This is a genomic window from Citrobacter enshiensis (assembly GCF_029338175.1).
Taxonomy (GTDB): Bacteria; Pseudomonadota; Gammaproteobacteria; order Enterobacterales; family Enterobacteriaceae; genus Citrobacter_D; species Citrobacter_D enshiensis.
Map to the genome: position 1 here is coordinate 4,684,850 of NZ_CP119862.1, position 11,922 is coordinate 4,696,771.

Consider the following 11,922-nt stretch of genomic DNA (forward strand, 5'->3'; position numbering starts at 1 on the left):
AGGTCATTCCTCTACTTCAAACTTGCGCTGTACGTTGCTTCGGACTGGTTGTTCACATCGCCCAGGGTGGCAGGCCAGCAAATATATTCCCCCTGATACCAGCCGATATTGATATTCAGCGGCAGGGCGGTGATCACTTCAAACCGGTAGCGGCGACATGTGCGCCCGTATTTACGGATGATTTCCAGTAACAGATCACCATTTTCAGCAATCTGGTTGTTTGTCACGCGAACGACAATAACGTCCCAGTCAAGACCGTCCTGTCTTTCCAGCAATTCAACGTAACCAATCCCCAGTCGCTCAAAAATGGCAATAAAGCCCGCCACTTCTCCGGCCTGCTGCGCATTGATAAATGCGTAATTCACCCGTTTGCGGTAGATGTCGAGCGGTTCACCCTTAAACCTGTCTATGTCACGTTCCCAGGCAATCAGATTTAACAACGGCTCCGGGCAGACCAGTGGGTCAAACTGTTTTAACGGCCAGGTGATCCACCCGTACACCTGCGACCAGAACTTCACGCAGGCACGCAGCAGCCTGGCGGGGTCGCCTTTGTTCATCCACGACGGCAATTTAAGACCGGCAAGCAACTTCGCGAAATCAGTCATTTTTAACCTCAACCGTTAACCCTGACAGTCGTGGGACTGACAGTTCGCTGACAATATCCGTCAGTGAAAAACTCAGTGAATCGACAACCGGAAAAGCTTTGTGGATCTCCCGCCCCAGATTCGAAAAGGAATAGCGCGAATAGGGCTGCGTTTTTTTTACGTCGTAATTGGCGTTCTCACGAAAAGCACAACGAATCAGGTCGGTAATACCGGTTTTTAACTTGCTCAGGTCTTCCACTTCCATGTTTTCCACGCTTTCGATGTAGACCGTTACCGCCAGGGTGTGGCTGGTTTCCGGCATGGCATAACACTGCAAATCATCACCGTGTCCGTGGTGTCCCTGGGTATTCACATAATCGTTAACCGCATCAATAAAGGGCTGTGATATTTCGCCGCTGTCCAGCAACAGGTAAGCATTTGCCGTCCCCGGCCCCCGTGGGGCATCGTGCAAAAAGTAAATACGATCAACGCTCAGGCCCAGAACGCTGGCAATCATGCTGCGGTAGATAGCGTCAGAGTGGTAATTCCCCACCAGATTAAACTGGTTGCGGGTGCGGTCGCGCAGCTCGTCGTCGCTTTCCTCGTTAGCCCCCGGTGTAACAAGCCATTCGTCCTCGTTTACCGCGCTGGTAATCCCGGCCACCGCAACGGGTAAAATCCGGTAATAGCCTGGTGCAAGGTTGTAGCCGCTGCCGGTGCCGGTCGCTGTGACGGGAACAAGCCCGCTTTCAACCCCGGCAGCCAGCGTCACATCTTCATCCACGGCCAGCACGTAAACCACGCCGTTAATACGCTCCGTTTGCACCAGCGTTCCGGCAGGTACGACGACCACATCCGCCGCATTCAGCTTGTAGAACCGCAGCACGCCAGCAGCAGCACTGGCCGGTTTAGGCACGATATTGACCGCCCATGCCAACAAGCGCAGCATGGGACCGGTAGCGGTCGCAACAAACATATTGCGCAGCACCACATCGATCAGCGCGGCCCGCAGCCATAACACCGGCGTGGTGACAATCGTCGAAATCAACCGCCAGAAAGGCGACATTCTCGACGTGTTTGTGACGACCCCTTCCGCCTGCACGGTGGCCTTAAATGCTGCTGTAATTTCGGCTTCCGTTGCGGGCATCCCGCTGTCATTCAGCACCTTTTCAAAATCAACGTCTGGTTTCTCAGTCATAGTTAACCTCTGTACTGACAGCGCCGAAATCGTAGGTTTCTGCCGTGATATACAACCGCGAAAGGGTTTCTTCGGTGATCACAATGGTTCCGGGGATCAGACGTTCGTCGCTTTCCACCAGTAAAGACAACTGGGTCAGGACGTCGCCGCGCATTGTCGGGCTGCGCTCACCGATGAGACGTGTGGTGATGCCGCTTTCCAGAATGCTGTGGATGATGTCCTGGGTGATGCTGTCGCGGTTATCGCAACGGCGCGGCTCGTTGCCACTGTCCAGCGTGAAATCTCCGTCAGTGATCAAAAGGTCGATGTATAACGGTTCGGTACTCATCCTGCGTTAAGCTCCTGCCATTCAGCCAACTGGGCCGGGGTAATTCCATTAGGGGCGGTGATATAGGTGTCACCCCATGTTTTACGGTTATCAATAGCGGTCTTGCTGTCGGATTTAACCTGGCTCATCAGCCCGCCGCGTGGGATGTCTGCATTAATCTGACCACCTGCCAGCAAAGGCGCACCGGTCATTTTTGGCGATGCTGCAGCTGCACTGGCGGCGATTGCTGATTGAGGCATATCGGCTTTTACGTCGATATTCACACCAGGCAGTTTGTTTAACTTCTCCACAATCCAGCTGTAGGCCGACGTAAATCCATCGGTGATGGATGCCCAGACCTCGACAAACACCTGCCCCACCTGTCTGGCAACATCCATCACCCATTCAAAGGCTTTTGTGTCCATCAGCGCGGCGGTCAGTTCTTCCCAGTGCGTCACGACATACCAGACCCCCACGGCCAGCAGCGCCAGTGCGGCAATAATCAGGGTGATAGGGCTGGTCAAAACCTGCATGGCGACACCGGCGAACATGGTCGCCATACCGTAAACACGCATGGCGACAGCTCCGGCATTTAACACAGCATTCCAGGCAACAAGCGCAATTCGACACACACCCGCCCAGAGCGCCAGTAATTTTGACTGGACCCACAATGCAGCCAGACCAATGCGGGTTGTAAGCAAGGACGGGCGTAGCATGTTTAAGGTCCACAACAGGGCTTTCCATGCCCCCCCCAACACTTTGGCGATACCTGTCAGCCCCATCATGGTGAAACCAAACACCCCCATTACGATGTTGGTTGCAGCACCGGCCAGACCGAACGACAACACCGCCAGAGTGATATAACCCAGCCAGCGGGCAATATTCGGGAACATATCCAGCCAGCGGGCAAATTTGGTCCCCACGTCGGCAACACCGTTCATCAGAGGCGAAAGGATGGGGATCAGCGTGTTACCAATCGCCACACGAATGGCGAAGAAAGACGCTTTGATTCGCTCCCACGGCGCGGCCATTTGTTCGGCCATTTCCTGGGCGCGTTTCATGCCGTCGTTGCGGCCCAGCTCGGTGATGCTGCGATTAAGATTGTTTTGCTGTCCGTACAGTTTTTTGATGACATCCGCACCGCCACCGAACGCATCATCCAGTGCCTGCTGGGCTTTGACGTTTCCTTCAATGCTCTGGCCGTATTTGTCCTGGAGTTTTTGCAGAATATCGCCCATCGGCAGCATTTTGCCGGTGGCATCAACAAAGCTCATGCCCAGCTTTTCAGCGGCAGCTGGGGCGCTGCGTAAAAACTCCTCGTAGACCCCGCTGGCCTCCGTTCCCAGTGTGCGCGAAAGCGTACCCAGCACGGCGAACTGCTCATCCAGGCTGATACCGAAGTCAGCACCGGCGTTTCTTGTCCCCTCGATAAGCTCCTGCATGGTCTGCATTTTCACGCCGAAGTTTTGCACCATCCAGGCGGTTTTACCTGCCAGCTCTTCAGCAAAACCAACATGGCCCAGACTGGATAACTCGCTGTTAAAACGGGATGCCATAGCGCTGATATACTCTGCGGCCTCCTCGCCAGTGGCTTTAACGCCTGCTGCAAGGGTATTGGCTGCGATGGTGACGCGGGGCAGGTCGGCATCAGAAAGACCGGCCATCGCCCCTTTGATCGCATAGCTTGAATTGACCACATCAACTGCGCTTTTACCGTAGCGAATGCTGAATTTCAGGGCTTCGCTGGACAGCTGCTTCAGCGTGTTTTCTGTCACGCCTTTGGCGCCCACTTCGGCAAGCGCTGCATTCATTTCATATGCCGGACCCACCACGCCCGCGATGGACTGCGCCACGCCCCAGACGGCTGCCGCACCGATGCCGATTTTTGTAAAAGACTCCTGCGACTTTTCCGCAAAGCCGGTCAGCGAAGACTGAGCCGTCTTTAATGGCCGCGTCAGCTTATCAATCAGGCTTAATGTAAAATCCAGGTGGCTCATATCATTTTCCGGTCAGTGCAATGGCTATGCCTTCAGCCGTCTTATTGGCGCGAGTCTCGGCGAAATATTCATCCAGCCAGATGGCGCGGGCGATGCTCTCTTCGTCGTCGTTTTCGTGCGGGAGGTAGTAGCGGCGCAGGGCTAAATACTGCTCAAGCCCGTTCGTGCGAATGGCCGCCACCCGCGCCCTTAGTTTTTTACTTCGATCTCAAGCTTCGGTGAGTAAACCTCGTTCACCTTCTCGACGATCTGCATTTCACTGCCCGGGTACTGTTCCAGCAGCTTGTTTAAGGCCTCTTTCGAATCAGGTGAAACGACGCGGCCCAGATAGGTGGCGATGGGCGCAACCTTGTTGGTCATGGTCATTTCGTTGATCAGGTTGTTGTAGGCGGTCTTGTTCGGCTCGAATGACAGCTCCACACCTGCAACGGTCATGACGATTTTGTTAGATTTACTCATTGTGCTAATTCCTTTCGCTGTCGGATGATGCCCACCAGGGCGTTATGTCGGGCGGCGCAGTCGGTATACATTTGCCGATAGGCTGTCAGCGCCGCATCAAAGTCATTTCCGGTCGGCCCGGCCAGACGGGGCAGGGTGACCGGGCAAAGAGTCAGCTGGTTTTCCTGATAATTTTCGTTCGGCTTGATCTGCACTTTCGTTGAACAACCGGACGTAATCATCAGAAGCGCAAACGTTGCTAAAAACCGGCTTAATGGTTTCCGTGCGGATAACCCGTTCAGTGTGGATCTCATTAGCTCTCAGCTCCGCGAGTTTTGCTTCCAGCGCTTCACCAGACTGCCGTGTCGCTTCCACGACAATCTGGCGCGTTTGTTCAGCCGTTTTATTGGCGGCCAGCTCCAGCTTTGCGTCATGCCAGTCATGCGCCTGCCATCCCGCTGACATCGCAGCAATCAGAATCAGAAGCAGCCCCAGCAAATTACGCATCAGCGCACCCCGTTATGCTCAAGGCTGAAATGGTTGCCGTCGGGCTTGCTGAAACGGCCACCCCACGAACCGCCCAGGGATTCCCAGTATTCGCCCAGCGGGCGATAGGCGGCGCTGTCGGTCTGATACTCACCGTTAACAAACAGGTTAAAATCCACGGCAAGGCGCTGGGTATGCAGGCTGTTGGCAATGCCACTGCCTTTTTTAGCGTTTAGCGCGGCCTGTTCCGGTGTGCGGTACGCTTCGCCAAACGTCAGGCGGCAGCCCTTTTCTTCGGCAAAATGAATCAGGTTGGCGATCATTACCGTGAAAAGTTGCTGTTTTTCACTTAGTTTCATGCTGTCCGTTTCCCCATCGTTTGAGATAAAAATCAACGCAGCGCTTTAAGCCTGCTTCAATAAACACGCTGCCCAGAATGCCCAGGGCGCAGGCCAGACCGATAACCACCAGTTCCGGCATATCGGGAAATTTCAGCAGTGGAATTGCCGCCAGTGGCGCAACCGCAGACCCCAGAATCATGCGGCCAATCAGCAGCCGCGTTGTGATCTGCTCGTTGCTGACCATCAGTTGACCCAGTCCGATCACCGCCCCGATTAGCAGCAGTTTGGCTAATAGTGATGTTTCTCCATTTGGCATGTTGTTAGCCTTTCAGGTCGCGGGTATCGCGGGCTGACAGATACGGGACGCCATCAATCGCGACAAAATCTGGACTGGTCACCATGAATTTAATTTTCTTCGTGGTTTTACTGGCCTCGTTGGGGTTGATATTGACGATGTCAGACAGCGAAGGTACGCAGCCAAACACCTCGATCTTCTCTTCGTCCTCCCCTGCATTGGCGTAGAACAAAAAGTCCTTTGCCGGAATACCTCGCCAGGAACCTGCCGCGCGGGCCACGGCGGTAAACTTTTTAAAGTTCTGGGAATCAACTTCGATTTCCACATCCGCCGAAACTGACCCTTTCGTGTGGCCGTTCGGGATGCCACGCGACTGCGCAACCGCGCTGTTATCCGTAATGGTGACGGTGGCGTTTTCGACGTGAATCATGATGGCGTCGTAGTTCACATCGAACGATCCGCCGCTGATACGTTCAGTCATTGATTAGCTCTCCAGTGAGGTGTCCAGTTCGATGCTGACGCCGATTTCTTTCGCGCTCTCATACGGTCGAACCACAAGATAAATCTGCACCGCTTCGTTACTGGTCCAGGTGATGGTGATATCGCCGTCCTTTGGCGGCTTCACTTCCCCCGGAAATTCCACGCCATTGATTTGACTTGAAATCGCCATTTCACGCAGCGGCTTACCGAAATAGGTTTCATGCGCGGCAATGCTGCCTGGCGTGCTGTTCAGCGAACGATCAGCAATCTTGGGGATTGCACGCAGACGGACGCGACGGGAGGCTTTATCAACCACGCGCACATTTTCAATGACCTGATAATCGCCGCCCTCAACGTCCAGGGTGCGACCGTCAGCCCAGTAGATGCCGTCATAATCGTGGTACCACATAGGCACGCTGTAGCGGTTCGCCTGCAAAGACTGCAACACGGCCAGATCAATTTCTGCTCCCGTCCCGTCTACCGGCAGGCTGTCACGCCCCAGCGCGGTGACTGCGCCGGTTGCGACGCGGGCGGGGCTGTCTGCCACTGTGACCGAACGGTTACATAAGCGACCGGCCAGGACGCCTGGTTCGTTACCCCACAGGCGCGGGATTAGTTGCACTCCCGGCGATGCAATACCGTCCTGGAGTTCCGCCAGGCGTGTTACATAATCGGCCCATGCTTCGTCCTTTTCCGGCCCGCCAACGGCAAGGCCAAACCAGATAAAACGCCCAAAATTAGCCTGTAAGGTGATGCGCATTTCCGTCGCGCGGTTAATGGTGGCCGCGTCGGCTGTATCAAATGCCAGGAAAACCCCTTCCACTGATGCCACGCTCTGGGCCAGTTTGACCGCGTTCATCCAGTCTTCGTCTGGTTTATAACCCTCTGCGCTCGCGTCTGGTTTAGCCAGCACATGCACGTAAACAAACCAGTTCTGTCCGGCGTTATTGGCCGCTGCGGCCACAATGCTTTTTAACAGGCTGTCTTTGTCGCCCAGGGCTTTATCCAGATCGCTGCCGGTATTCAGTGACTGGGTTTTCCCGATGTTGGTATCGCCGTAACCCACAAAGAGGATGACGCGTTCGACATCGTTCGTTGTGCCGTTGAAGCGGTTTTTCTGACTGACGTTGACTGTAGGCCAGGTCATCTTTACCCCCTGATGTTCTGCGCGTTGACATCCCAGCCGAAGCCGATAGCCTGCATTTGCCGCACAATAATTTGGTTAAATTCGTCATCGTTAACACCCAGAAAAACGCGCCCCGGAATATCAATGGTCCATGTGCGTTTTGAGGGTGTGCCTTTCAGTTTTCGAATGATTAATCCCGCCTGGGCCATGCTCATGGTTTCCATGATTTGCCTGCTGGACGGCTTAACCCATCGTTTACCCTTGCGGGTTTTGTAGCCCAGCGCCCGCAGCCGTTTGGCCTGTCGCGGTAACGCGGGCTGGTTCGCCTGCGGTTTGCGCGGTGCAGTGCTGGCTTTCATCTGGATCTGCGCGCCATCCTGCTGGACTGCGCCGACAAGGCCCGCCGCGATGGGCTTCGGTCCGTTCCGGTAGTTCCCACCCTTGAGGTAAATTCTTACCCCCTGAATCTCCGGCATTTCCCGCACGGCCAGCAGTTTGGGCAGCCCTTTTAACATCTTCCCTTTGCCACGCTTGCGCGGCTCCCACGGCGTACCGTCCGGGGCCGCCTGCTGGCGCTGGTGACGTTTCGCCGCCGCAACAATGCCCAGCTTTGCAATACGCCACAAAAGGCGCTGGCGCTTGCGCGGGGGCAGGTCAGCTTTTGCCAGCGTTTCCCGCATTTGCTTAAGCTGTTGCTTATTCAGTTCCCCACGGATCACGACGCATCACCACGCTGGACAACTAAATCCAGCTCTGTCGCTTCCCAGATTTCGGGGTTTACGATGTCCCATTTCTTACCCTTGTAGGGGATCGGTCCTTTTTCCACTTCACGCAGGACCAGCGGATCAACCAGCGGGACAACCACATCCAGAATGCATGACCCTTCATCGTCGAATTCCGGGTCCACAGTGGGATCGGCTAACTTCAGCTCGTCGCGCAGCTCGTTGGCGAACTCATCCACCCAGGCCAGCACCAGGGCATAAATCAGCCCCGGCGAATACTTGCGGTAGGGAAAGTCATCCCACGACAAACGGGCGGTGTAGGTCAGCACCCCGATCCGGCGCTGGTTGTTTCCCAGTGCTTTGGCGCTACGTGCCAGCTCGCAATCTTCCATTGAACTGGAAAACATCTGCATGGCATCAGGCGGCAGGTTTGCCGTAATAAACGCCGTCAGGCTTTCAAGCTGACTCATATCAGATGCACCCCAACGCGTGGTTGTCGCAGCATGTTTCGCATCACGTTGGCCGCCTCGGCCAGCAGACTGGCGCGAGTGTCCTGGCTTTCCTGCCCGGGATGCGATTCACGCCGCCCGATGGTGGCAAACTCCCCCAGTAAATCGGCCTTTGCGCGGGCGTATACCGCCTTTTTGTACTGGGCTGTTAGCTGGGTTTCGTCGCCCATCTTTGCGCCTGGTACGTCTGCGGCTCGTTCGCAGGCTTTCGCATTCCAGTACGTCACCACCTCGGCCAGCGCGTCGTTAACTTCAGCAATGGCCGCCAGCAGGGCCACGCCTGCGGTTTCTGGCGGCAGGTCAGCAGGCAGCGTGCGCACCTTCTGAAACTCAGCCAGATCCAGATTGGGCCAGAACGCCACGCCGTTGGTGATGACAGTTGGCGTGACCGTCACCGGTTTACCGCTGATACTGAAACTTGGGCCACTCATTGACACACCTCGGTTTTGCAATAGAAACGGGCTAACGGGTTCCACGGCCAACAACCACATGGTTGATGCCTCCCCCGCGCCCGTCCCGGCTTGCGGGAGTCGTTAAGGCTGGGCCAGGCCATTAATACGGGCGCGGATTTTTTCGCGCATGGTCTTAACCCCGGCATTTTTGTTGAACGCTGCCGCCTGGGCCAGCAGGGCGTCGGCCTGTTCCAGCGTGTTCACATCATCCACAGCAGTGGCACGCGGCTGCCCCTTCTCGTCGCGCAGCAGGTAAAGACCAGCGAACTTGAACCACTTCGCGTTAATGTCTTCGTGCAAACGCCACTTATCGCGGACGTTTTCAAACGTGCGGCTGAAATAAGGTTCAATGCTGTGACCGGCTTCCGCTTCGTTCGTCGCCCACTCCAGCACCGTATCGGCCACAAATGTGGGCAGGGTGCTTTTGAAGTTTTCCGGGGTTACCTGGCTTTCGCTGATTGCCACGTCGGCCCAGTCCAGCGCCTTACCCATTTCCCCCGTATCGAACAACCAGATCACGCAGTAAACCAGGGCCGGATTGGTAAAGCGGATTTCACCGGCAAGGTAAGACTCAACGGTCGGCATCCAGCGCGGCAGAAGGACATTGCGTTTCATGTCCATTCGGTCTGCACGCGTCAGGCTGCGAAGTCGTTCAACATCCTTTTCCAGATCCAGCATTTGCAGGTGGAAGCTGACCGGCGAGGCGGTCAGGGCTTCGCGCTTATCCAGCGCCTGAGCGGTTTTCACGCGTGCGCGGTGTCGCTGACACGGGGACATAGCCATGGTTTATTCGCCTCCACCCGTTGCGGGTGCGTCTGTCGCCAGGGTGACTTTGTCGAATGCCGCATACAGCTCGTCATGCTCAACGCCGTAACCTTCCATGCGCAGGTAGTTATTTTCAAAGCGCTTGCGGTCATCGTTCCACTCGGCTTTACGTTTACGCGTGCCGCCCTGGGTGTAAATGTGCAGGTTGTCCAGCGTGGTGACAATCAGACGCCCCTCCGGCATAAACGGCGGGGTGTATACGGTACGGCCAGCAATCTGACGGCCAATAAGCTGCGCGGCGACTTTCTCTGTCGGGCGATCAATCTTATTCATCATTGTGGTGGCGTCGTTACCGATAAGGTCAGCGGAAGCCAGTACAACCAGGCGCGGGTCATTACGGAATGGCTCATAAATGCAGGTATGCACCAGATCGGTGACCGCCGCATCCAGACCGATAAAGTCAGCACCTGCCGCCCCGATGGTGACGGGATCAGAAATAATCTGCGCTGCGGAACGGTCTTTAACAATTTTGTGCCAGCCGATGTTGACGTCTTCGCCGTTCGGGTTAGCTTCCGGGTCGGTATCGTCTGCGGCACTCGTGCCGTTAAATGCAACGCGCAGCATGTCCAGCGCGAAAGATTCGTTGCTGAATGCCTGAATACGCTGGAAGAACTCCTCTTCACTGCCCGCATTAGCCCAGACAACCAGCAGGGAGTAAGGCAGATACGAACCGGAATCCGTTTCAACCAGTTTGTATTCATTACCGTTCACGCCCAGGGCGCGAGAGAAACGACCGTCTTTTTTACGCCCGGTGTAAATACCCGGCTTACCGGTGCTGACCACCTGGCCGGTGATCTGGTCCACATCCAGCACGTTTGGCAGCAGGCGCAGGAACTCAGAACTTTGCAGCAGGGCATTGCGCAGCTGGGTTTCTTTCGGATTGGTCAGCGAGAAGTAACGCGACGTGTCCACCTGGCCGTTGGCTTTCGCCAGACCTGCGGCAAACTTACGCAGCATCTGCTCTGCTTTTGGGGTTAATTGCATAATCTTTTATTCCTGAAAAGAATGGCTGTTAAACAAACTCGAACGGTTCTTTGCTGCCGCCTGGTGCATTGCCTGGGCGGCGCGTACTGCCGTTTTCCATCGCTGACAACTTGGTCAGGACGGTAGTCAGTTGCGTGGTGAGGTTGTCCATCTGGTTGCCTGCGGGCTGGCGACGGGCGGAAAACTCACGGCGACGGCTGGCGCGTGGGCGCTTCGCAGGTGTCACGTTGAATGACTTCATGACTTTTGCTAGGTTGGCTTTAGCTGCGCTGAACTCTTCCGCTTTGACTTCGTCTTCCGGGTTTTCGATAACGTCCTGCGCCAGCTCGGCCACGTCGTCAGCAGCGTCAGCAATCTGGGCGGCAACATCCGCCACCACATCGGCAGCCTGTTCCGGTGTATCAACCGTGTCGGCGTCACCCGCTGCGGCGTCTTTCCCGCTTTTAAGCAGATCCAGCATTTGCTGAATAAGTGCTTTTAACTCTTCCATTTTTTGTTCCTCGCCCTCGTTGGGCTTATCAGTGTTAGGCTCTGGTGTTGGCGTAAACTCTTTGCTGGTCGAAAACAGGCGCGACCAGAAAGAATCTTTTTTATTCGTCTGCAAATTGCCCAGGCTGAACGTTTCAAGATTTCCGCGCTCCGCGTCTTTTTCCTCTCCAGCCAAAACGAATTTAAGTTTTTCAGTCCCCAGACTCGCCGGAATATCTGTTACCGCCAGCCCGAAAAGATATTCACGACCGCTACCTGCAAAGTCAGTGACAAATTCGGCTGAAGTAAATAACTTTTGCCCCATACGATTGGCATCAATTAAAAATTGATTCGGGATTAACTGGGCATATAACTTCGTGACGTCATCTTCCGTTTCCACTTTCAGTGCATCCACTTCCCCCAGATTGCAGGTAAATTCACGCTCGCCGATATCGTATTGCGGATGGTGAGGCCATATCATGGCCGTGTAGGTTTTGCGGGTGTAGGTTTCTGCCGCATCAATCAACCATTGCGGTTCAATGGTGCGACCGTCCACGGCCTGTCCAGACGTGGCAATACATAACCAATCAGTACGGTAATGAGATTGCGGCATAGCTGACCTTCATTGATGAATATTAATAGCGATAATTCGTTCGTGATGGTCAGTATTACTAATTGATTAAAATGGCGCGACCGCTTTATTTCTTATG

17 protein-coding genes are annotated in these 11,922 nt (G+C 55.1%); all 17 read right to left on the minus strand.

Translation table 11 applies throughout. The features are described 5' to 3' along the window. Window positions 1–11: 11 nt before the first annotated feature. Window positions 12–605, minus strand: coding sequence for a phage tail protein (locus P2W74_RS22235; protein WP_276293259.1), 594 nt, complete (start codon window positions 603–605; stop codon window positions 12–14). Continuing rightward, window positions 598–1,782: a baseplate J/gp47 family protein gene (locus P2W74_RS22240; protein ID WP_276293260.1), complete on the minus strand. Its 1,185-nt coding sequence runs from the start codon at window positions 1,780–1,782 to the stop codon at window positions 598–600. The genes P2W74_RS22235 and P2W74_RS22240 overlap by 8 nt, the downstream gene beginning before the upstream one ends. Continuing rightward, on the minus strand, window positions 1,775–2,110 hold the full coding sequence (locus tag P2W74_RS22245; protein WP_276293261.1) for a DUF2590 family protein: 336 nt from the start codon (window positions 2,108–2,110) through the stop codon (window positions 1,775–1,777). Before P2W74_RS22245 ends, P2W74_RS22240 begins: the two co-directional genes overlap by 8 nt. After that, window positions 2,107–4,086 carry a phage tail tape measure protein gene (locus P2W74_RS22250; RefSeq protein ID WP_276293262.1) on the minus strand — a complete coding sequence of 660 codons (1,980 nt, stop codon included), beginning with the start codon at window positions 4,084–4,086 and terminating at the stop codon, window positions 2,107–2,109. The genes P2W74_RS22245 and P2W74_RS22250 overlap by 4 nt, the downstream gene beginning before the upstream one ends. A gap of 1 nt (window position 4,087) precedes the next feature. Then, complete coding sequence (locus tag P2W74_RS22255) at window positions 4,088–4,267, minus strand: DUF6890 family protein (RefSeq protein ID WP_276293263.1); 180 nt, start codon at window positions 4,265–4,267, stop codon at window positions 4,088–4,090. 8 nt (window positions 4,268–4,275) lie between these two features. Next, complete coding sequence (locus P2W74_RS22260) at window positions 4,276–4,545, minus strand: putative phage tail assembly chaperone (RefSeq protein ID WP_276293264.1); 270 nt, start codon at window positions 4,543–4,545, stop codon at window positions 4,276–4,278. Window positions 4,546–4,647: 102 nt separating this feature from the next. Continuing rightward, window positions 4,648–5,031 (minus strand): hypothetical protein, encoded by a 384-nt coding sequence (locus tag P2W74_RS22270; RefSeq protein ID WP_276293265.1) that lies wholly within the window; start codon window positions 5,029–5,031, stop codon window positions 4,648–4,650. Next, window positions 5,031–5,369 carry a M15 family metallopeptidase gene (locus tag P2W74_RS22275; protein ID WP_276293266.1) on the minus strand — a complete coding sequence of 113 codons (339 nt, stop codon included), beginning with the start codon at window positions 5,367–5,369 and terminating at the stop codon, window positions 5,031–5,033. The genes P2W74_RS22270 and P2W74_RS22275 overlap by 1 nt, the downstream gene beginning before the upstream one ends. Further along, entirely contained in the window at window positions 5,356–5,667 is a 312-nt protein-coding gene (locus P2W74_RS22280) for a phage holin family protein (RefSeq protein WP_276293267.1), read from the minus strand. The genes P2W74_RS22275 and P2W74_RS22280 overlap by 14 nt, the downstream gene beginning before the upstream one ends. A 4-nt stretch (window positions 5,668–5,671) precedes the next feature. Next, window positions 5,672–6,127: a phage protein gene (locus P2W74_RS22285; RefSeq protein WP_276293268.1), complete on the minus strand. Its 456-nt coding sequence runs from the start codon at window positions 6,125–6,127 to the stop codon at window positions 5,672–5,674. A gap of 3 nt (window positions 6,128–6,130) precedes the next feature. Continuing rightward, window positions 6,131–7,273, minus strand: a complete 1,143-nt coding sequence (locus tag P2W74_RS22290) for a DUF2586 domain-containing protein (protein WP_276293269.1) — start codon at window positions 7,271–7,273, stop codon at window positions 6,131–6,133. Window positions 7,274–7,275: 2 nt separating this feature from the next. Beyond that, window positions 7,276–7,932 carry a hypothetical protein gene (locus P2W74_RS22295; protein WP_276295255.1) on the minus strand — a complete coding sequence of 219 codons (657 nt, stop codon included), beginning with the start codon at window positions 7,930–7,932 and terminating at the stop codon, window positions 7,276–7,278. A gap of 35 nt (window positions 7,933–7,967) precedes the next feature. Beyond that, window positions 7,968–8,444, minus strand: coding sequence for a phage tail protein (locus P2W74_RS22300; RefSeq protein WP_276293270.1), 477 nt, complete (start codon window positions 8,442–8,444; stop codon window positions 7,968–7,970). After that, window positions 8,441–8,914, minus strand: a complete 474-nt coding sequence (locus tag P2W74_RS22305; RefSeq protein WP_276293271.1) for a head completion/stabilization protein — start codon at window positions 8,912–8,914, stop codon at window positions 8,441–8,443. Before P2W74_RS22305 ends, P2W74_RS22300 begins: the two co-directional genes overlap by 4 nt. Window positions 8,915–9,016: 102 nt before the next feature. Beyond that, on the minus strand, window positions 9,017–9,718 hold the full coding sequence (gene gpM, locus P2W74_RS22310; RefSeq protein ID WP_276293272.1) for a phage terminase small subunit: 702 nt from the start codon (window positions 9,716–9,718) through the stop codon (window positions 9,017–9,019). Window positions 9,719–9,721: 3 nt separating this feature from the next. Further along, window positions 9,722–10,744: a phage major capsid protein, P2 family gene (locus P2W74_RS22315; protein WP_276293273.1), complete on the minus strand. Its 1,023-nt coding sequence runs from the start codon at window positions 10,742–10,744 to the stop codon at window positions 9,722–9,724. Between the two features lie 28 nt (window positions 10,745–10,772). Beyond that, window positions 10,773–11,825, minus strand: coding sequence for a GPO family capsid scaffolding protein (locus tag P2W74_RS22320; protein ID WP_276293274.1), 1,053 nt, complete (start codon window positions 11,823–11,825; stop codon window positions 10,773–10,775). Between the last annotated feature and the right edge of the window lie 97 nt (window positions 11,826–11,922).